The 20,255-nt window shown below is 52.3% G+C and carries 17 protein-coding genes; 7 read left to right on the top strand and 10 right to left on the bottom strand.

Annotated elements, in window-relative coordinates:
- Positions 1–314, top strand: a 314-nt coding sequence (gene tnpA / locus R6U67_RS03490; RefSeq protein WP_410251263.1) for an IS200/IS605 family transposase, incomplete at its 5' end; no start/stop codon positions are given.
- A gap of 141 nt (positions 315–455) precedes the next feature.
- Here tnpA and R6U67_RS03485 read toward each other — a convergent pair.
- The 5 genes from R6U67_RS03485 to R6U67_RS03465 form a co-directional block, all read right to left on the bottom strand.
- Entirely contained in the window at positions 456–1,193 is a 738-nt protein-coding gene (locus R6U67_RS03485; protein WP_410251262.1) for a PP2C family protein-serine/threonine phosphatase, read from the bottom strand.
- Between the two features lie 27 nt (positions 1,194–1,220).
- The gene (locus R6U67_RS03480) at positions 1,221–3,008 is read right to left on the bottom strand and encodes an ABC1 kinase family protein (protein ID WP_410251264.1); all 1,788 of its coding nucleotides are present in this window, start codon (positions 3,006–3,008) and stop codon (positions 1,221–1,223) included.
- A gap of 52 nt (positions 3,009–3,060) precedes the next feature.
- On the bottom strand, positions 3,061–3,390 hold the full coding sequence (locus tag R6U67_RS03475; protein WP_410251261.1) for a DUF6825 family protein: 330 nt from the start codon (positions 3,388–3,390) through the stop codon (positions 3,061–3,063).
- Positions 3,391–3,561: 171 nt separating this feature from the next.
- Positions 3,562–5,115, bottom strand: a complete 1,554-nt coding sequence (locus tag R6U67_RS03470) for a serine/threonine protein kinase (RefSeq protein ID WP_410251260.1) — start codon at positions 5,113–5,115, stop codon at positions 3,562–3,564.
- Between the two features lie 223 nt (positions 5,116–5,338).
- Positions 5,339–5,860 carry a hypothetical protein gene (locus tag R6U67_RS03465; RefSeq protein WP_410251259.1) on the bottom strand — a complete coding sequence of 174 codons (522 nt, stop codon included), beginning with the start codon at positions 5,858–5,860 and terminating at the stop codon, positions 5,339–5,341.
- A gap of 196 nt (positions 5,861–6,056) precedes the next feature.
- Here R6U67_RS03465 and R6U67_RS03460 point away from each other — a divergent pair, with 196 nt between their 5' ends.
- The 3 genes from R6U67_RS03460 (at position 6,057) to R6U67_RS03450 (ending at position 9,740) form a co-directional block, all read left to right on the top strand.
- Positions 6,057–7,448 carry a hypothetical protein gene (locus R6U67_RS03460; protein ID WP_410251258.1) on the top strand — a complete coding sequence of 464 codons (1,392 nt, stop codon included), beginning with the start codon at positions 6,057–6,059 and terminating at the stop codon, positions 7,446–7,448.
- Positions 7,449–7,581: 133 nt separating this feature from the next.
- The gene (gene thrB, locus R6U67_RS03455; RefSeq protein ID WP_410251257.1) at positions 7,582–8,520 is read left to right on the top strand and encodes a homoserine kinase; all 939 of its coding nucleotides are present in this window, start codon (positions 7,582–7,584) and stop codon (positions 8,518–8,520) included.
- Positions 8,521–8,588: 68 nt separating this feature from the next.
- Positions 8,589–9,740, top strand: coding sequence for a cysteine desulfurase family protein (locus R6U67_RS03450; protein ID WP_410251256.1), 1,152 nt, complete (start codon positions 8,589–8,591; stop codon positions 9,738–9,740).
- 32 nt (positions 9,741–9,772) lie between these two features.
- Here the strand turns inward: R6U67_RS03450 and R6U67_RS03445 are convergent, their stop codons facing one another.
- The gene (locus tag R6U67_RS03445; protein ID WP_410251255.1) at positions 9,773–12,304 is read right to left on the bottom strand and encodes a CHAT domain-containing protein; all 2,532 of its coding nucleotides are present in this window, start codon (positions 12,302–12,304) and stop codon (positions 9,773–9,775) included.
- 334 nt (positions 12,305–12,638) lie between these two features.
- Here R6U67_RS03445 and R6U67_RS03440 point away from each other — a divergent pair, with 334 nt between their 5' ends.
- Complete coding sequence (locus tag R6U67_RS03440) at positions 12,639–13,712, top strand: ATP-binding protein (RefSeq protein WP_410251254.1); 1,074 nt, start codon at positions 12,639–12,641, stop codon at positions 13,710–13,712.
- Between the two features lie 22 nt (positions 13,713–13,734).
- Here R6U67_RS03440 and R6U67_RS03435 read toward each other — a convergent pair whose 3' ends face one another.
- From R6U67_RS03435 to R6U67_RS03420, 4 genes are all read right to left on the bottom strand, one after another.
- A complete protein-coding gene (locus tag R6U67_RS03435) occupies positions 13,735–14,673 on the bottom strand; it encodes a GGDEF domain-containing protein (protein ID WP_410251253.1) in 939 nt (312 codons plus the stop codon).
- A gap of 322 nt (positions 14,674–14,995) precedes the next feature.
- Complete coding sequence (locus R6U67_RS03430) at positions 14,996–16,168, bottom strand: GGDEF domain-containing protein (protein ID WP_410251252.1); 1,173 nt, start codon at positions 16,166–16,168, stop codon at positions 14,996–14,998.
- Between the two features lie 118 nt (positions 16,169–16,286).
- Positions 16,287–16,958: a phosphate ABC transporter permease gene (locus tag R6U67_RS03425; protein ID WP_410251251.1), complete on the bottom strand. Its 672-nt coding sequence runs from the start codon at positions 16,956–16,958 to the stop codon at positions 16,287–16,289.
- Between the two features lie 16 nt (positions 16,959–16,974).
- Positions 16,975–18,144 carry an HhoA/HhoB/HtrA family serine endopeptidase gene (locus R6U67_RS03420; RefSeq protein WP_410251250.1) on the bottom strand — a complete coding sequence of 390 codons (1,170 nt, stop codon included), beginning with the start codon at positions 18,142–18,144 and terminating at the stop codon, positions 16,975–16,977.
- A gap of 296 nt (positions 18,145–18,440) precedes the next feature.
- Between R6U67_RS03420 and R6U67_RS03415 the strand changes: the two genes are divergently transcribed.
- A complete protein-coding gene (locus tag R6U67_RS03415; RefSeq protein WP_410251249.1) occupies positions 18,441–19,103 on the top strand; it encodes a hypothetical protein in 663 nt (220 codons plus the stop codon).
- Positions 19,104–19,303: 200 nt separating this feature from the next.
- Positions 19,304–20,098, top strand: coding sequence for a DUF2993 domain-containing protein (locus tag R6U67_RS03410; protein WP_410251248.1), 795 nt, complete (start codon positions 19,304–19,306; stop codon positions 20,096–20,098).
- Positions 20,099–20,255: the final 157 nt, after the last annotated feature.

Raw genomic sequence — 20,255 nt, 5'->3', positions numbered from 1 at the left:
TAACTCAAGAGAGTCTGGTGTTGCTCGAAAAGTTCTTCTACACGGTCGCCAGAAAAATGGATTTTGAAATTTTGGAGTTTAACGGCGAATGCGACCACATACACACGCTTATTGAGTATCCGCCGAAGTTATCGGTTTCTCAGATTGTCAATAGTCTTAAGGGTGTATCTAGTCGTAGATACGGACAAGCCGGCCTACCAAAGCCATACAAAAAAGATGCCTTGTGGAGTCCGAGCTATTTGGCGTCATTCGTTGGTGGCGCACCTGTCGAGATTCTCAAGCAATACATTGAGAATCAGAGAAAGCCGTCCTAGAAGGACGGGGTTTTAAACCCAAGTTTTTCAATAAAAAAGGCGGGTGAGGATTACCCGCCTCTTGCCTCTTGCCCCTTGCCTCTTGCCTCTTGCCTCTTGCCTCTTGCCTTCTTCTTCCCAGTTCCGGTGTTCCCTTCCCCCCTAAAGCCCCACCAAAACAACGGTGATATTATCCCGTCCGCCTTGTGCCTTGGCGGCTTCGATCAGACGGGTGGCCGCGTCGTCACAATCTTTGCTGGCCGTGAGTTCTTCGGCGATGCGATCGTCAGTCAGTTCCTCGCTGAGTCCATCGCTACAGAGGAGAAACTGATCGCCTGGGGTTACATCAAGACAGCGAATCTCTAACTCGCCCATATCTTCGCGGCCGAGACATTGAGATAATACATGGCGCCAGGGGTGATCTCGGGCTTCATCTGCCGGCAAGACTCCCGCTTTGATGGCTTGAGCGACCCAGGTATCATCTTCAGTGAGTTGTTCGAGACGGCCATTGCGGAAGCGATAAATCCGAGAATCTCCCAAATTGGCGCACCACACCTGAGAAATGTCTCCATCGGGTCCCGGTTGCAGCAGAATCGCGACGGCTGTGGTCCCCATATCGGCATTTTCAGGATGAACCAACTGATCCTCCATGATGGCGGTGTTCGCGCCGATAAACGCCGTTCTCAGAAGGGTCTCGGGTGTATCATCCTGGTCATAGCCAACTTCAAGATGATGACAGATAGCATCCTTGGCAATGCGACTGGCATCTTGGCCAGCGGCATGACCCCCCATGCCATCGGCGACAATAAAAAAGCGGCCAGCTTCATCGATGTGGTAAGCGTCTTGGTTGACGGCCCGGATTAGACCTTTATCACTCTGGCCGGCAAAGGCTGGTTTCATACTTAAGAATCATAAAGTTGCGGCTAATCAGAAGCGATCAGCTCGGTTGATACGCGCCATGAGTCGAAGTAGGGCTAAGGCGAAGGCGATCGCCAACAGGGCAGCACCTCCGGCTAACCAAACTTCTCCACTGACGACTAGAATCGTAGCGGACAACGTCAACGCACTGACTAAGAGGGTATAATTTGTTGTCATCTGCATGTTGGCCATCCGTCGCAGTAGGCGATCGGTTTCCGTGGCCCGCACTCGCACCCGCACATCGCCCCGTTCTAGTTTTTCTAGGCTATCTTCAATACGCCGAGGTAGGCCCAACGCCGTCGAACTCACTTCACTGGCCTGACGGCTCAGTTCTGAGAGAATGCCATTACCATACTCTTCTCGTCCTTGGTTCATAAGATCAAACGCGAACGGTTTCGCCACCTCCATAAAATTAAAGTCGGGATCGAGTCCTTTTCCAACCCCCTCTAGGGTCGAGAAGGCCCGCATGACAAAGGTAAAGGTTGCTGGAAAACGGAAAGGCTGATCATAGGCAATTTCGTAGAGATCATCGGTGATGGCTTCGACCGATTGCTCTTCAAAGGGCTGATCCATGAGGTTGTCCAGGATATATTGGATCGATCGCCGCACGGGGCCAAGATCCTGCACCGGGGCCAACGCCTCTACAGCAATCAGGGCCTGCACCACGCGATCGCTATCCCGTTGGGCCACACCAAAAAACAACTCCATCAGCTTCTGACGCAGATTAGAGGTAATTTGCCCCATCATGCCGAAGTCGTAGAAAATCAAGGCACCATCCGGGCTAACAGCCAAATTGCCGGGGTGGGGATCAGCATGGAAGAAGCCGTGATCGAGGAGTTGATTCAGATAGGCGATCGCCCCGAGACTGGCTAAATGTTTACGATCCAAGCCAGCGGCTTCGAGGGCCTCATAATGGCTAATTTTGATCCCCGGACGATATTCGAGAGTCAGAACCCGAGCGGAGGTATAGCGCCAATAGACGCGCGGCACTCGCACCCAATCAACGCCGCGAAAGTTGCGGCGGAAGGTATCCGCGTTACGTCCTTCGTTGAGGTAGTCAATCTCAAGATAGAGGATGCGGCAACATTCATCGTAAATGCCCATCCAATCACGCCCTTTACCCCATTTAGAGTGGTTTTGGAGATAGAGAGCGACGCCTCGAGCAATGCCGAGATCAATATCAAACAGTCGCTTGAGTCCGGGCCGTTGAACTTTAACGACAATTTCTTCCCCACCCTTCAGTTGAGCCTTATGGACTTGTCCTAGACTCGCCGCCGCTAGGGGAACTGGGTCAAAATAGCGATAGAGTTCCTGAGCCGGTTTACCAAAGTCTTCCTGAATAATCTCGTAGGCCAACTCGGAACTAAAGGCCGGAACTCGATCTTGGAGTTTCGAGAGTTCTTCGACGTACTCAGCCGGAAAGATATCTGATCGCGTCGAAAACAGTTGTCCGAGCTTAATGAAGGTCGGACCGAGTTGCAAGAAGGTTTCACGAATCCAGATCGCTAAACGGCGACGACGGGCCGCGAGTTTGGCATCACTGTAGCCGCCCCAATAACTCCATTTACGGTCATTGAGCCAGAGTTCAAACAGAAAGCGCCCCACAAAGGACCAGATCTCGATGCGGCGACGGTTGCGGGAGTAATTGGGCCGGTTCCAGCGATAGGATGAAGCGGTTGGGATAGAGGAGCGATCGCCCGGCGTTGTCATGTGATGATCGCTTGAGGGGCGACGCGCACGGGGCGATCGCTCGGGGTGGGTCGATTGGGGCAAGGAGTCCTCAGACAGAGCAGACACTCGACGTTCTCGATGAAGTTGGCGGGTAGATGGGGAGGGGGGATCCGTGGCGTTAGTCGTTGCCACTGGCATTACGGTAGCGTTGTAACTCAGACCGCAACTCGGCAATTTCGGCACGCAAGCCATCAATCAAGGCTTGCAAGTCCTGATCGGTTGAGACGGGACGACTGCCGGCCGAAGATCCCGTCGTACTGCGCTCGGATTCAACCCGCTCGGCCCGTTCAACAACTCGTTCGGAGAACTGACGTAAGTTCTCGCGCTGTTCAGCATCAAACTGACCAAAGGCGCTGAGGGAGTTGGAAACGGTCCGTTCTAGGACTGCGCCGATTTCTTCTGCGAGGATACGACCGACGAAAAAGGCGTGAACGGGGGATTTACTCATGTGTGGGTTTTATTATTAAGCTTCCTTAACAAAATTATAGCAGTTCTCTTTGGTTGGGGAAGGAGGGGGGAGGCCGAAGACGGCCAGAGGCAAGAGATAAGCTGGCAAGCTCGTAACGACCTCTCTCATTGGCGGGCTTTTGCCGGCCAGCTAGAGAACCGAGACAGAGACCTAGGAGGCAGACGTTAAGCCTTTGCGAGCGTCACGGTTCCAGGAGTCCTCTCGGGAGGGGCTAAGGAGTTTCGCATCCGGCTCACGTTCCCAGGAGTTTCCTTGTCCCCAAGGGCGTTCTAAAGACTCCGGCACTGGCTCCGACCAGATGGGAGCATCGCTTTCTTGCTCTTCAGTAAAGGTTTTATCTGAGAGCAGGGAGTCTTCGTCGGCGTAGGGGTCCTCATCTGGATAGCCATCGTTGTCGTCGTTGTAGCTTTCCTGATTCGAGTCACGATAGGTGTCAGCGTAGGGATCTCGGCGATCGCTCTGGACGGATTCAGAACTCGGCGCAGACCAGGAGGAGGGGCTATCTTGAGCTGGCGGCGCTTCGGGCCAGCGGTTGCCCGTGTATTCGGCGTCAGGACTCGGTTGAACGGGCGTCCAAGCATCCACTTCAAGGATGGGATCCTCAGACTCCTGACGGTTAGGAGCGTTGGGTGCTTGACGTAGGCGGGGAGATTCATCGGTCCGGGGGCTCGTCTCTTGGTGCTGAACCGGCTCAGACGGCGGTACACGGCTGATGGCCCCGCGAAAGCTCATCATGGCGGCGGCTCCGCCGATGGCGGCCAGGACTGAGGTGGTGGCAAAGAGAGCCGGAACCCAGGGTCGTTGGAAGATTGGACGCGCCTCGGTCACTTCAGGATGAGGACTCAGGTTCACCGCTTGAGGGGGGTGATAGCTGCTGGCCTTGAGGTTGACGGTTCCTGTGGCATCGGGCAGCCAGGCGGACCAATCGCGAATTGTTGCCGGACGGGTTTCCGGATTGAGATCCAATCCTCGGACAATCGCCTCTTCTAAAGCGTCTCCTAAGGGGCTACCATCACTCAGGGGTGAGAGGGGGACGCGATCGCGTAGGGGGGCGCTGGCCGGGGGTTGGCCACTGAGAAGGTAGTACCCGGTGGCGGCTAAGGAATAGACATCGGTGGCGGGGCTAGAGCTGGCACCACTGTACTGTTCGGGGGCCGCATAACCGGGTGACAGTAAGCCGCTGTAGGTTTGTCCGGCTCCGGTGGTTAAATCTCGGGTTAGTCCCACTTCAATTAAGACGAGGCGATCGCTCCGTGAGACTTGCAGACCATGTTCGGGTTTAATATCTCGGTGCAAAAGTCCCTGACGATGTAGGGCCTCGACGGCTGTGGCCAGTTGCTGAAGATCGGTTAACGTGGCCTGAGGCGATCGCCGCCCTTGGCTTTGAACGATATCGGTCAAGCTCGTTCCTGAAATATAGTCCAGCACCAGAAACGGTTGGCCCTGTTCTTCAAATAAGTCCAACACCCGAGGCAAGTTGGGATGTTGACAACGGGCCAACTGTCGCGTTTGTTCGACAAACTGGCGTGCCAATTCGCTGCGGTTCGGATGGCTCAGCAGAGTGTCCCCAAGGCTTTTGAGAATCACCGGCTGCCAGAGTTGCCCGTGGGTGGCGCGATAGGTTGCCCCGAAATAGCCCTGACCGAGCGTGGCTTCGATGGCATATTTCCCGTTATTTAGGAGAGTTCCTGCCCGAACATTCATAAATTGAAATGTAAAGTTTTTCCCATGCTAATGTCTTTTGACCATTTATCCCAGATGTTCAGGGTCGTTGCCTGAGATCCTGGGGACGCAAATCGTCAAAGTTCCCTGACGTGTTGGCTTGACGGATTGGGCGAATTTGGCGGTTTGGGGACGGCCATGGCCCGATGGCGATCTCACTTAGCCGACCGAAGTTTCCCCGTTGCCCTATTCGACCCTGAGGGTCTCATTGAATCCGGAAAGAATGGGGCCGAACCTGAATCTGGCCCTGTTCATCGAGAGAAAATTCAGGCAAGTTGACCGTATACAGGTGTAAACAGCCCTGGCCCTTCAACTCGATTAACTGCCGTTTGATCTCGGCGATGGCCCCATTTAACTGGGCAACCCCCTCACGAGCCTGGGTGGTCTGTTCCTGACGGCGTTCGGCTTCGGCTAAGGTGGCTTCTAGGGTGTCGAGTTGATCGGCTTTTTCATGAATTTGTTCTTGTGTCCAGGCGATCGCCACCTCAAGGCCCTCGAGTTTCGCCTTCCACTCATAGCGAGCTAAGGCCGCTTGGGTGGCGGAGGCTAATAGGGTCTCAGGGGAGGTTCCCTGGGGCTTCTCGGGGGGCTTTTGAGCCTGGGCTTGGGCCTCTTCAAGTTGAGGCACAAGACGGCTAAGATGTTCTTGCAGCGATTGCAATTGGATTGTCAACTCCTCTTGACGGGAGAGGAGATCGCTGACGGAGGCTTCATTATCTAGAGACATGGCAGGTTCCAAATCAGGCTGAGCAGAAAATTTACTGGAAAACGGCGTTATTGGTGTCAAGTCCATTGAAATCAATCCTGAACAATTTCGGCAACCGGTCGGGCTTCAGGTTATGCTGGCAGATAATAGGTGCATCGACAATTTCGGTCGTTTGCAACCCCACATACGGGAATCAGGGAAACAACACGAGGGATTGATGGAGCTAGAAGTTGCTTACCAACGCTGCCTGGACAGCCTAGTCGGCTCAATTTCGGAACTGGCGGCCCCCCCACCGATGGAGGAAATTGAACCCATCGCGTCATTGATCGTACAAGCGATGACGGGACAATGGCGGTATTTCCATACGCCATCCCATATTTTTGAGGTTGGAGGGTCGAGTGACCCGATTGAGGTTCTGTCGGCACTGTTTCATGATTTGGTATACGTTCAAGTCGATTCAGGGATTAACCTCAACGTTAGCCGCTATATCTCCCCCTATATCGAAGAACTTAACGGTAAGTTATCGATTCTTCCGGCGGACTGGCTTCCCGATGACGGAAGCTTCCTGATGGTCTTGTCGGTGTTTGGTTTTGTTCCGGAACAAGTCCTCGATCCCTTCCGAGGACAAAATGAGTTTCTCAGTGCGGTCATTGCCAGCAAAGCCCTAGAACCGTTCTTATCCCTCGGGGACTTGGTGCGAATCTCGGCTTGTATTGAAGCAACTATCCCCTTTAGGGGGGTCTCGGCTGAAGGTTGGACCGCCAGCGATCGCCTCGAACAGAATCTCTACCGCACCCGTGAGCAATTCGGCCTCGATTGGCAAGATGACGATATCTATGAGTCCGTCAAGCGGGCGGTGCGTCTGGCCAATCGGGATGTGGAAAACTTCGCCCTCCCCAACTCCGCTGAATTTTTAGACAACACCTGGAATCTCCTCCCGGAAACCAATCACGAACTCATTAGTGCTAACTCTTATACGGTACGGGGCTATCGGCGTTCGATTCAGAAAATGGAAGGGTTTATCAACTTCCTCAAACCGGAAGTGGTGTTTAGTCAGTATCGCGGTGAACCCGATAATGACACCTACGCCGGTTTAGTTGAACGGACTCGCAAAAACCTGGAAACCGCTCAGTTGTACCTGGGGGTGAAACTGATAACGATCGCCGTCCTCGAAGCCCTCTCCTACCGCCTCGGGCGCAATGTGCATATTTCGACGATGATGGGCGAGTTTCCCGAAGTTGGGGTCAAAACTCCGGCTTTGGCTGAGTTTTTGCCCCATCTGTCTAATGACTGTCCCCCCTCGACGCAACGGGAAGCTGAAGTCCTACAACTGCTCAGCCAAGGTCGGACTCGTGAGTCGGCTTACGATTTGAAAAATTCTCCCTTAGCCACGTTTATCATTGAGTCGGTCGGTTTTGATTGTGTCACGGAGTTGTTGGCGGCCTCTAAGGAATTTCTCAAGGGAGAGTTGCCGGCTGAACACTTCTTGCAACACCGCTTTCTGCGCCAAGGACGAGTGGATGTGGTGCAAATCATTACTCAGGGGGTGTTAGAACTGGCTAAACATCGCGCCAACTTGATTAAAGGTAGCCAAGCGGTTCAAGTCTAAGCGCTCGCCGCTGGGTTGGGGCGGCCCTGAGATGGCCCCGCTCTAGGATAGAATTTTCTCATCGGGCGATGGCCAACTCAGACCCCAGGCGATCGCCCCTCCCCTGTTCGCTAATTCCCTGTTATCGACCTGAATGCTTCATCCGTTTACTGTTACCGTCCCGGCGACTACGGCCAACCTCGGACCCGGTTTCGACTGTTTAGGGGCGGCACTGTCGTTATATAACCGGTTTTCCTTTTTGCCCGGGCCGGGCGGTCATGCTGGCTCAAATTCGGGGCTGAAAATTGGCGTGCGGGGTGAGGAAGCGGCACGGGTGGCAACGGGTGCAGAAAATTTGGTCTATCAGGTCTTTTGTCAGTTATTTGAGTCCCTCGGACAAACGCCCCCGAGTCTCACCCTAGAGATTGAGTTGGGAGTGCCATTAGCGCGAGGGTTGGGCAGTTCAGCCACGGCGATCGTCGGCGGGCTGCTCGGTGCTAATTATTGGGCCGGTAATCCCCTGAACCCTCACGCCTTGATGCGTATGGCGATCGCTCTCGAAGGCCACCCCGATAATGTGGTGCCGGCCTTGTTAGGAGGCTGTCAGCTTGCCGCAAGTGATGACCAGGATTGGCTGCATTGTCCGGTGGCCTGGCATTCGGATATTGTCCCGATTGTGGCGATTCCCCATTTTGAACTCTCGACGGCGGCGGCTCGGCAGGTTCTCCCCCAGGACTATTGCCGCGCTGATGTGGTCTTTAATACGGCTCATTTGGCTCTGTTGGTGAAAGGCCTCGAAACCGGAGATGGCGATCGCCTACGGGTGGGAATGCAGGATCGAGTCCATCAACCCTATCGTAAGCAGTTGATTCCCGGTTATGGGAGGGTTCATGAGGCGGCGATCGAGGCGGGAGCTTATGGATTGGCGATTAGTGGCGCCGGGCCGACGTTACTCGCCTTAGCGTCACGGGCCACGGCCTCGATGGTGGTGGCAGCTATGGAACAGGCCTGGCAGACGCAGAAAACTCCGGTAACGGTGCGATCGCTCCAGTTAGATCGCCACGGGGCCACCATTAGTCAGTCGGTCGAGTAGCGGACGAGAGGCCGTGCGATAGCCTAGAAGGGAGGTTCACAGAATCGGGAGTATTGGGAGATGTCGCCATGCAAATTTACTTAGACCATAGCGCAACGACACCAACACGCCCGGAGGCCATTGAGGCGATGGTGCAGTCGTTGCGTCAGGCTTGGGGCAATCCTTCAAGTCTTCATCATTGGGGAGAAACGGCGGCGACGGACTTGGAAATGGCTCGGCTTCAGGTGGCTGATCTCATCCAGGCTCCCGCTGAGTCGATTATCTTTACCAGCGGCGGGACGGAGGCCAACAATCTGGCGCTGATGGGCGTGACGCAACGGCTTGAGCAACCCGGACATCTGATTATTTCGAGTGTTGAACATGCGGCGATCGCCCAACCGGCTCGGCAGTTAGCGCAGCAAGGATGGCAGGTGACGCCTCTGCCGGTGAATGGCCAGGGCCGCGTTGATCCCCAGGCGTTAGAGGCGGCGATTCGCCCCGATACGCGCTTGATCTCGGTCATTTATGGACAAAGTGAGGTGGGAACCCTACAACCGATTGAAACCCTAGCGGCCATGGCTGGCCGGCATGGGGTCTTGTTCCATACGGATGCGGTTCAAGTGGCGGGACGGTTGCCCCTCGATGTGGCGGCTTTGGGGGTTGATTTGTTATCCCTGTCGAGTCATAAGCTCTATGGCCCCAAAGGGGCAGGGGCGTTGTATGTTCGTCCGGGAGTGTCTCTGGCGCCTCTGTTGGCCGGTGGTGGACAGGAGGCGGGGCGGCGATCGGGAACTGAGGCGGTTGCCAATCTTGTTGGTTTTGGCGTGGCGGCGGCTTTGGCCAAGGAGGAGTTGGATACAGAGGCGCGGCGGTTGGCGGGGTTACGCGATCGCCTCTTTGAGCAATTGGCGACGGTTTGGAATTTACAGGTTAGCGGCGATCGCCAACATCGTTTACCCCATCATGTGAGTTTCTTGGTGGACTTAGATGATGCTCAGGGGAAACCGGTGACGGGCAAAGCCTTAGTGCGACAGTTAAACCTGGCGGGAATCGCCATCAGTTCCGGCTCGGCCTGTCATAGCGGCCAATTGGCCCCTAGCCCAATTCTGCTGGCCATGGGCTATCCTGAACGCCTGGCTCGGGCGGGGATTCGTCTGACGTTAGGGCGAGAGACCACTGAGGCGGATATTGATTGGACGGCGATGGTCTTAAAACAGTTTTTGACGCGCCCATTCCCCTGATGAACGACTCTCGAACTCGTCTCTGGTGATAACTAACGCCAAGTCCCGATGAGGATAAAGGGAGACCAAACTCCGGGATGATTATAGGCCAAACTGTCAATGGCCTTTTTCTGGGCCGCTTGTAGGGCTTGAGCTTTGGTCATCCCTGGTTTTTGCAGTTCTTGGTAGAAACTTTCAATCAGGGAAACCGTGGCCTCGTCGTTAATGAACCAGAGACTGGCCAGAGCGGTTTTGGCTCCGGCCCGCACCGCTACCCCGGCAATCCCTAGGGCGGAACGGTTGTCTCCGGCGGCGGTTTGACAGGCACTCAGCACCAGTAATTCTAGGGGTTGTAGACTATTTCCCGATCGCCGCCGCGATCGCAGTAGTTGATCCATCGCTTCGATGGTAATGCGATCGTCAAAGGCAAGAAGAAAGGTACTATTAGCATCAACTCCGAATTTGGCATGGGTGGCTAGATGAACAATTGAATAACTCCGTTCTGTCAGTTCTTGTTCTAAGTTTGCGACCGTAAAGTCTGCGTCCATTAAGGTTAATCCGCCCATTAACGATTGGATAATTCTCACTTCTTCCTTGACATTTTTAAGAGCAGAAAAGGGAGGAATTTCAACAGATAAACCGGCAATTAAGGGCTTGTTTTCGCGGCGATTAAAACTCCCCGTTGTCGTTAAGCGTAAACTCGGAGTTGTTGCCAACGCATAGGATTCGACCAAAAATTGATTGCCATTATGGAGTGCAGCAACCGGTGTTTTACGCAATACCCCATCTTGAATAAACACTAAGGTTTCCGGGGCGATCGCCTCTAACTTCGCCTCTAAGGGACGAACCAGCCAATCATAGAGTCGCTGGGCGGGACGTAGATATTCATTAGTTCCTCGCTTTTCGAGTAAATCTCGAAATTTATCCACCTCGTCTTGTAACTCTTGACCGCCGTGAGTAATCCGATAACTGGTCAGGGTTCCATCGGCTTCTTGTAGAATCAAAACCGTCGAATCAGACAAAAGAATGCTATAAATAATTACCGCCGTTCCATCAATCAGTGTCCCATTATCTCGAACCACAGCTTGAGCAATTTCAACACAGTCATCACCAAAAAAGTTGCGGAGTTCTGCCAACTTAAGTCGCTCTAAAATATCCAAAGACTCTTTGAGTTTTGATTGAGGATCTCCGGGAGTTTCCGACTTAAGCAGTAGACCGATTAATTCACGATAGACGGGTTCGACGGCATCGCGAAATTCAAATTGCAGATCGCGGCTGGTGGTAATCAAATCCCCTCGCAGGTTATCCAAACTCTGGGTCGCCGCCCGATATTGATCGAGGGCCAAGCTGGGTTGGTTAGTTTGCTCATAAATACGACCGGCTTGCCATTGCCAACGATAGAGACTATCAAAGGCGGAAATTTCCTGAGCTGTGAATTGGGCCTGCTGACTGAGGCTTAGGGCAATGTCATAGTACTGATGCTGTTCATAGAGTGCGCCTAAAGTCCCGAGGGCGAAGGATTCGGCCCGAGGATCTCCAATTGAGCGCGAGATCTCGATGGCCGTTTCTAGGAGAGACTGAGCGTTATGGTTGTGGGAGGCGGGTTGCTGTTGGGCCAGGTAAATCAGAGCAAAGATCTTATCTCGTGATGCGGGTAAGGGAGACAAGAGCGGTTCAATGGTATCTCGGAGGTTGTCTAAACGCTCTTGGCGATCGGGGAAAAACTCTTGTAGGAGACGGTGAGCGTTGAGGAGACTGCGGATTTGGCTGAAGCCACCCACCTGCTCTCCCAGGCTGAGACTTTGGCTGAGCAGACGATCCACGGCTTGGCGATCGCGTTCAAATTGGGCGTTGGCCCGTTGCGCTTCTGCGTCTTCGCCTTCATCACGGGCCACTTCTTCTTGGTAGCGGGCGCGACGCGCTCGGAAACTATGGGCGTTAGCGAGGTTACTCAGGGCGGTAGCGATCGCTTGGGGCTGATCTAAGGCTTGAGCATAACTAAGGCTGGTTTCATGGGCAACGATCGCCTCTTGATAGCGTCCGAGAGCGGAATAGGCGTTTCCCAAGGCCCCTAGAGCGGCGAGTTCACTGGCGCGATCGCCGTCGAGGACGATGAGAGCCTCTTGCAGCAAGTTAACGGCCCGTTGATGCTGTCCCATTGCATCATAAAGTTGCGCTTGTTCGACCTGGATTTGGGCTTGAACGAGGGGAGATAAATGTAAGTCTGGATTCGGGTCAGCTTGCGCCAGTTCTAAGACCTGTTCCCAATGAAACAGAGCGATATTAGGAGCGCTACCCAACTGTTGATAGGCGTTGGCTAAGTTGCGGTGCAAGAGTCGCTGATGCTCGCGGTTTTGAGTTTGGTCTAATGCGGTTTCCCACTCGGCGATCGCTTGGACATACTCCCCTCGTTGATAATGGTCTAATCCTGGGTCAACGGCTCGGTCTTGGGAGTTCTCCAAGGCCAGGAAAGGACGCTCTCTAAATTCTTGAGTTTGTGAGAGAGCCGGACGCTTGAGGGTGAGCCAAAAACTCCCCAAACATAGAACTAGCCAGAGGATACAAGCTTTAAATGCCTTTGTCATTAGATTGATGTTGAACGCTGCCGGGACATGGCAAGAACACCTCTTGCTAGAGAGGGGCCTAAGTTACGGTCCCCATTCTAACCCCCCTAGATTAGGAATGGTTGACCGTAGTTAGTTTTTTACTCTGTCGGGGACAAGGTATTTATAGGTCAGCCATTTATTGCCCACGTTATAACGATCTAGCCAGCGTTCTTGTTATTATTTGAAGAGTTGATGAATAATGATACAACTGCGCGATCATTCTGACCCTAAAGATGGCCATTATTAGGGATCGATGTTGCAGGTTGCGCTGCGATCGCCTACAGTCTAAGGTCGATGTGAGCGAGTACCGACGATGGTTCGAGTCCGTCCGAGCTTAGAGAACCAATTTGCCGAGGAATTGGCAGCCTTAGCTGAAGTTGATGAGCGGCCCCGTCCTCCTCAATGGCGGTTGTCACCCTGGGCGGTGCGAACCTATATTTTGGGAGGAACGCTTGAGTCTGGGGTTGAGATTACCCCGAAGTATATTGGCTGCGATCGGGCGATTGAAATTGCCATTGCGACGCTCGTGACGGATCGGGCCTTGTTGTTGCTGGGGGTTCCGGGAACGGGGAAGTCTTGGCTGTCGGAACATCTGAGTATTGCCATTTCTGGCCATTCCCATCTCTTGGTTCAGGGAACGGCGGGAACGCCTGAAGAGGCGATTCGCTATAGCTGGAATTATGCCAAACTCTTGGCGGAGGGGTTTTCGGCGGAGGCCATTGTTCCGAGTCCGGTGTTGCGGGCCATGGATGAGGGGGCCATTGTACGCATTGAGGAGTTGACGCGACTCCCGACGGATGTGCAGGATTCTCTGTTGACGATTCTCTCGGAGAAACGGTTGCCGATTCCTGAGTTGAGAGGCGATCGCTTCGCCAATCAGGGGTTTAATTTGATTGCGACGGCCAATCAGAAGGATCGGGGGGTGAATGACCTCTCTAGTGCCTTACAGCGCCGCTTTAATCGGGTGGTGTTACCGTTACCCGAGACGTTGGAGATGGAGGTTGAGATTGTGCAGCGTCGGGTGGCGGCGTTGGGAACTCCGTTGGATTTACCGTTGGAGACGGAGATTTTGTCGGATATTCGCCGGGTGGTGACGATATTTCGGGAGTTACGGGGGGGAATGACGGAGGATGGCCAGACGCGGTTGAAGTCGTCTCAGGGGGTGTTGAGTCCGGCGGATGCGATCGCGGTGGTTCAGCAAGGGTTGGCGTTGGCGGCCCATTTTGGGGATGGCCGGTTGCGGGTTGAGGATCTTGTGGCTGGGGTGGCGAGTGTGGTGGTTCAGGAGTCGCCTCAGAATGCGATCGCCTGGCAGGAGTATTTGGAAACGGTGGTTCGACATCGCTCGGGTTGGCAGGATGTTTATGAGGCGGGAATGTCGTTATGAGGGAGTCGTTCTCAGGAAGTTGTTATCCGGGAGATGAGGGGATGGTGAGACATTCGACTCGGTTACGTCCGTTGTGTTTGGCGGTATACAGGGCAATGTCGGCTTGTTTGAGAAGGTCGTCGAGGTGAATGATATGGCTTGGGGCGGTGACTACCCCTAAACTCATGGTGCAGCTAAGGGTTTTCAGGCCATAGTACACTTGATTTTGTTCAATGTTCGCTCGCAGGGCTTCGGCGCGATCGCGGGCGTTTGAGACCGGACAATTGGGGAGAAAAACGATAAATTCTTCACCTCCCCAGCGTCCTAATAGGTCTGTGGAGGTGAGTTGGGATTCTAGGACTCGTGCGACTTCTTGCAAGATGCGATCGCCGGCATCATGACCATAGGTGTCATTAATTTTTTTGAAATAATCGATATCTAATAGAATCAGGGTGACGTCAATGTTGGGGTGACGTTTCAGGTATGTATTGAGATGGCGAGCTGTTGCTCCTCGATTAAAAACTTGTGTTAAAAAGTCCATTTCGGCCAGTTGATTCAGTTCGGCATACATCCGTTGACTCACCATCAGGACAAAAAATCCATTCCGCAAAAAATCAACAATGAATAGGGATAAAAAAGTGAAGCCATTGGCAAATGTTGCATCGACAATAGATTGAGTTTCCCCATCTAATAGCAAAATGATACGCAGCAAAAAAAGTAGAGATCCGGCGGCTAAAATAATAGCCAGACTTTGCGATGTTACTCGAAAACTGATAATTTTAGTCTCAAGAATATATTTACAGCCAATGCCATAGGCTAACGCAACTGTTAGTAAAATAAAGACATTACGCCAAAAATAATCATCAAAGTAATAAATTAGATAAAATTGCGATAGCAAAAAACCGATAAAAAACAAAAACCAAGCCGTTAGGTTGACTTTACGACTCAAGAATCGTCCAATACCCACAACATGTAAAAACATGGCGGTGATGAGTATGATATTATTGATCAGGCGAAATTCTAATGAAAGATTATACAGATTTCTAACCAAAAAACCAGTAAAAGACAAGCAGGAAAATAAGTTTCCTACAACGTAGGTTGAAATTCCCTTGTATTGGTTAGCTGAAAACCAAAGACCGACTAAAACAATGGATTGCAGTAATGATGACATTGCAATCATCATTATCATTGTGTCAGAATTAAAGACGTTCATGAATGGTTCCCTCTCGATAAAACCATTCTAGTTGATGTTTAGCGAAGGGTCTACTTGAAGGCTGACATTCATCTCAGTCCATGTGTTAGTTTTATGAAATAACAATACATTCAGCACGATTGCGCCCCGATTTTTTGGCATCATAGAGGGCGATATCGGCGGATTTCAAGAGGTCATCTAGGGTGGTTGTCTTCCCTAAACAGGTGACAACACCTAAACTGATGGTGCAGTGTAATGTTTCATCTGTTTTTGTCCCATAGGGTATCCCGGTGTTTTCCACGGTATGGCGTAGCGATTCGGCGCGATCGCGGACGGCGGCGGCTGAACAATGCGGTAAAACAATTAAAAATTCTTCCCCTCCCCAACGCCCCATTAAGTCCCGAGAATGCAGTTGAGTCTGAAGTGCGCCGACCACGGATTTTAGAACGATATCTCCCACGTCATGACCGTAGGTATCATTGATTCTTTTAAAATAGTCAATATCCAATAAAATCAGACTTAAGGGGTAACTTTTTTTGTCTTTAATCTTTTTATTAATAAGCTCATTTACAGCCCCTCGGTTAAAAATTTTTGTCAAAAAATCAGTCTCGGATAATACTTTTAAATCTGCGTACATCCGCTGACTAACCATCAAAACAAAAAAACCATTACGAAGAAAATCAATAATAAACAGTGTCATAAATGTAAGCAGATTAGCGAAGGAGGGATCAACGAGGCTTTGCGTTTTCCCATTTAGTATTAATAAACCCCTAAAAAAAGATAGTAAAATATCGGCGGTAAAAACAAAAACTAGGGAATAAACAGTGAAGGAAAAATAATCGTGTTTTGATTTTAAAATATAGCTAATAGTTGTTATGCCAATAATCATATTAAGAGGAATCATAAAAAACTGACGCGCATTATAACTTGTCGCGATGTAATTATGATAAACCTGTGAAAACACTAATGTTGCTATTAAAAAAATCCAGGTAAAATTAGTTGTTTTTCTTCCTACAAATTGACCAATTGCGATCGCCCAAACAAGTCGTGAGCCAATAACTAAAGTATTGGTAATAAATTTCAAGGGGGGGACTTCCCAGCTAAAGGTCAACAGTCCAATGATAAAGGCTAGGGAAGCCATGATGGTTCCGACTACATAGAGCGAAATACCTTTGTATTGATTGGCGACAAACCCAAGAGCAATCAGAACGCAGGCCTGCAGAAACGATGAGATTACGATCATAATCAGCATCGTTTGGGGGTCAAGGGAGAGAAATAGAGACATAGAAATACGAGGGTAGGCGACCTGAACTACTACCCGTTATAGCTAAACTATTCTCCAAGATAGCCTCTGAGATAGCTTCTGAGACAGCCTCTGAGAAAACCTCTGAGATCAATATAATTTAACGACGGCTAGGCGGAGGCGTGCGGCGACGATTGCCTCGGCCAAGTTGTTGACTCACCTCTTTGAAGGCTTCCCGTTGTAACCAGGGATAATCACTCACCCAAATTTGGCGATTGGGAATGTATAAATCCGAGAGTTTGGCAATGCGGCGTAAGTCAGGGTCTTCGGACATCACCAACAGATGAACCGTTTGCCCCGGTGAGATAAATTGATGTTGACGGCGTAGGGGAACCTGCACCTTGGCCAAAAAACCGCGTTCATCGCCGAGTTCTAAATTTAAGCGACGTTCACGATTTTCAACTAAGACTAATTCCCCTTTGGCGTTGGCTGTTTCTTCGGTTCCGATGACTTCTTCGGTGACATAGACATCGAGAATTTCCCCCTGCCAAAATCCGCTATAGGGATAACGTCGATATTTGGCGTTGCGGAAACTGGCTTTGGCGACGGGGTTCCAAAGCCAATAGAGGCCGGCGAAAATTCCCAAGAATAGACTTAATCCCTGACTATGGAGGGTGAGGCTGAGAAGCCAGACGAGGAAGATCCCCAACAGCGAGAAGAGGATTTGCTTAACTAAGTTCTGCCAATTGCCCCAATAGTAGGCGTATTGGGAGGCGGTGGCGGTGAGGGGAATTAGGGTTTCAAACCGTTCTCGGGTGATGGGGATGAGCATGGCTAGCAGGGGGACATTAACGGGCGTCGGCTTGGAGTTCTCCGGTTCGGACTCGTAGAGAAAGGGTACGATCGCCGCGAATCACTTGTAACCGTAACACTTGTCCGACTTGACTTTCTTCAACTTGTCGCTGTAAGTCTTCGGCACTGGTGACGGGTTGGCGATCGATTTGGGTGATCACGTCGCCTCGTCGTAGGCCCGCTTCTTCGGCGGGGCTGGCGGCGAGAACCCGCATCACGAGAACGCCATTCTCTTCGGGAATGGTAAATCCGGCGTTGGGATCGCGGTTGTTCTCTCGGGCCAGATCTGGGGTGAGGCTGATCATCTGGATGCCGATGAAGGGGTGGGCGATGCTTTCCCCTCGGGCCAGGCGATCGCTGACGGCTTTGACGGTATTGATGGGGATAGCAAAGCCGATTCCGTTGGCGTCGGCCCGGATGGCGGTGTTGACACCGATGACTTCTCCGCGAGCGTTGAGGAGCGGGCCGCCGGAATTGCCGGGATTGATAGCGGCGTCGGTTTGGATGAAGTCTAGGCGTTTATCGGGAATCCCCACTTGCGCACTGGAGCGGTTGAGGGTGCTGACAATGCCCAGGGTAACGGTGTTATCGAGTCCGAGGGGGTTGCCGACGGCGATCGCCCAATCCCCCACTTGGACCATATCACTATCGCCGAGGGGAGCTACGGGTAAATCGCGGCCGTTGGTATTGACTTTAATGACGGCTAAGTCGGTGACGCTGTCAACGCCAGCGACGCGGCCATCTAAGTCCCGGCCATCTTTGAGACGGACGGTGACGCGATCGGCTCGGTTGACGACATGGGCGTTGGTGAGGATGGTTCCGGTGGCGTCAACGATGAAGCCGGAACCTTGTCCCCGTTGCAATTGCTCCCGAGGGGCGGGAGTGGGGAAAAAGTCCTCGCCGAAAAAGCGTTCGAAAAAGGGATCGTTGGGGAAGGGATCGAAGTTACGGGTGACGACTCGCTCGGTGTCGATGCGGACAACGGAGTCCCCGACTCGATTGACGGCGGTGGTGACGAAGCTACTGCCGTTGGAAGTGCCGTTGGAGGGGATTTGGGCCAGTTCAGGGGCGATCGCATCGCTGAGGGCGATCGCTCTTGGGGGAAGGCTGATGAGAACCAGCAGGGTGATGGCGACACTGAGGAGTTTGGCCAGGGGATGTTGCATAGAAGCTAGAGGTGAATGTCGTCCCATAGGAAGTCACGTCAAGATTTGAGGAAAATGGTGAGTTAAGGATCGCCGCTGGGGGGGTCGTCCGAGAATCTGAAGCCACTTGGGGGCGATCGCCTAGATCGATTGCTCCAGACCTGTTTTCTCTCCATTTTTACAGGTTTTCTTGACAGTTGACCGCTTTTTTGAGTCGGAACTCGGTGCGGATTTCCCCGCCCAATGGAGGCGAAATTTGTTAAGCTCTGTCAGAGTTCGGGAAGAATTGTCCGTTGTTTAGATGAGGCGTGGTGTGTGTGATGAGAGCGCAGCAAGAGCGAGATGGGTGGCCCTGGGGCAAACTGTTGTGGGGACTGATGGGCGTTTTCGTCGTCTCAGGCGTTCTGTTTCAGCCGTTGCGGGCGGATTCGACGGGGGAGTCGGAGTCCGAGTCGATGGCCTCTCCTGATGAGATTGAGGAGAGGACTGAGGTTGAGCCGGAGATTCCTGAGGATTGGCAGCCTCTTGAACATCCGGAGTTGGGGTTTCGTGTGAATTTCCCCCCCGGCCAGTTACGGGAAAGCATCGAGCCGGTTGAAACCAGTTTGGGGATGCTGGAGATGTATATTCTGGGACTGGAGGGTGATGATAAGGTGTATGGGGTGATTGTGGCGGATTTTCCTGATTTTTTTGAGGTGATTCCTCGGGAAACTCGCTTTGATGGGGCGATCGCCGGGGTGTTAACCAATGTCCGTCAGCGCCTGGTTCAAGATCGTCAGGTGGCGTTGTCCGGCTATCCGGGACGGATTCTGTTGTATGAGGGGCAAGATGGCTTGATCTATCAACATCATGTTTATTGGGTCGAGACTCGCCTCTATCAGACGATCGCAGCGGTTCCGGCTCAGTTTCCTCAACGCCAACGAGCTGAGTTTTTTGAGTCCGCTCGACCCTTTTTTCAATCCTTTTCCTTGACAGAATGATTATTCTGTGGTACTAAAAATCTTTTTCCCGAAATCTCCCCCCCGAAATCTCCCTAGGGAGAGAGGGGATTGACGCGATCGCCCAGGTGGCGATCGCCCTTGGTGTACTACCTCTACCTATCAGATGATTGCAGGCCACTTCATATTTTGTTACAAATAGAGAAGTTGCCTCTAGGATATGCGGACACGCATTGCTTGATATGTTTGGGAGTTTAATCGGAAATCCAACGACGGAAGGCACGGATTGGGGCGCGAAAATGCTCGATACCGTGGCAAGTCGCTCTATTGCCCAGCTTTTCAGTCAAAGCGAGTCCGTGGACGTACAGATTCGCTGTTCACCGTCGAGCAAACTGCTACAAGGGAGTATTGATAGCTTCAAGATGAACGGCCGGGAACTGGTGATTCGTCGCCGTTTTCCGGTACAAGAGATGTCTTTTGAAACTGATCGTGTCTCGCTCGATTTTAGTTCTGTGTTGAGTGGACAGTTGCAACTGAAACAGCCCACCCAGGCGATCGCGCAAGTGGTGCTGAGCGAAGCCGGCATCAATCAAGCCTTTGAAGCTGATTTAGTAACGCAACGCCTACAAGAACTTGAATTGCCGGGTTTAGAATCACTCACCCAGGGAAAACCCGTTTCCTTCACTCAAGTCAGGGTGAAACTGAAACCGGCGAATCGGATTCAACTGACAGCGAAGGCTCAAATCGCTGCTGGCCCAGAAATCCCCATCGTCTTAGAAACAACCGTAGAAATTGAACGCCGCCGCCGCATCAATTTCACCAATCCTGAATGTATTGATGAGTCAGTTCCCGAGGAGTTACGCCAAGACAGCCAACAACTCAGTCAAGCCCTCCTCGAAGCCCTCAATGGGATGGTGGATTTAGATCGCTTCAATCTCGACGGCGTGAAACTCCGTCTCAACCGTCTCGAAACCCGACAAGATACGCTCACCTTTAATGGCTATGCTGAGGTGAGTCATTTTCCGAAGCATGGGTAGGGGGAGGGAAGGCAAGAGGCAAGAGGCATAACCCACCCCTAACCCCTCCCAAGAGGGGATGGCAAGAGGCATAACCCACCCCTAACCCCTCCCAAGAGGGGATGGCAAGAGGCATCACCCACCCCTAACCCCTCCCAAGAGGGGATGGCAAGAGGCA

The sequence above is a fragment of the Sodalinema sp. genome (assembly GCF_046483825.1).
In the GTDB taxonomy this organism is placed as follows: Bacteria; Cyanobacteriota; Cyanobacteriia; order Cyanobacteriales; family Geitlerinemataceae; genus Sodalinema.
Note: the sequence above shows the minus strand (reverse complement) of the source record. Positions and strands in the feature narration are given on the sequence as shown.

Coding starts and splice junctions, on each gene's coding strand:
- R6U67_RS03410 (WP_410251248.1), top strand. CDS start 19,304: ATGTTTGGGAGTTTAATCGGAAATCCAACGACGGAAGGCACGGATTGG.
- R6U67_RS03425 (WP_410251251.1), bottom strand. CDS start 16,958: ATGCTCATCCCCATCACCCGAGAACGGTTTGAAACCCTAATTCCCCTC.
- R6U67_RS03475 (WP_410251261.1), bottom strand. CDS start 3,390: ATGAGTAAATCCCCCGTTCACGCCTTTTTCGTCGGTCGTATCCTCGCA.
- R6U67_RS03470 (WP_410251260.1), bottom strand. CDS start 5,115: ATGAATGTTCGGGCAGGAACTCTCCTAAATAACGGGAAATATGCCATC.
- thrB (WP_410251257.1), top strand. CDS start 7,582: ATGCTTCATCCGTTTACTGTTACCGTCCCGGCGACTACGGCCAACCTC.
- R6U67_RS03440 (WP_410251254.1), top strand. CDS start 12,639: ATGGTTCGAGTCCGTCCGAGCTTAGAGAACCAATTTGCCGAGGAATTG.
- R6U67_RS03460 (WP_410251258.1), top strand. CDS start 6,057: ATGGAGCTAGAAGTTGCTTACCAACGCTGCCTGGACAGCCTAGTCGGC.
- R6U67_RS03435 (WP_410251253.1), bottom strand. CDS start 14,673: ATGTTTTTACATGTTGTGGGTATTGGACGATTCTTGAGTCGTAAAGTC.
- R6U67_RS03420 (WP_410251250.1), bottom strand. CDS start 18,144: ATGCAACATCCCCTGGCCAAACTCCTCAGTGTCGCCATCACCCTGCTG.
- R6U67_RS03430 (WP_410251252.1), bottom strand. CDS start 16,168: ATGTCTCTATTTCTCTCCCTTGACCCCCAAACGATGCTGATTATGATC.
- R6U67_RS03465 (WP_410251259.1), bottom strand. CDS start 5,860: ATGTCTCTAGATAATGAAGCCTCCGTCAGCGATCTCCTCTCCCGTCAA.
- R6U67_RS03445 (WP_410251255.1), bottom strand. CDS start 12,304: ATGACAAAGGCATTTAAAGCTTGTATCCTCTGGCTAGTTCTATGTTTG.
- R6U67_RS03450 (WP_410251256.1), top strand. CDS start 8,589: ATGCAAATTTACTTAGACCATAGCGCAACGACACCAACACGCCCGGAG.
- R6U67_RS03485 (WP_410251262.1), bottom strand. CDS start 1,193: ATGAAACCAGCCTTTGCCGGCCAGAGTGATAAAGGTCTAATCCGGGCC.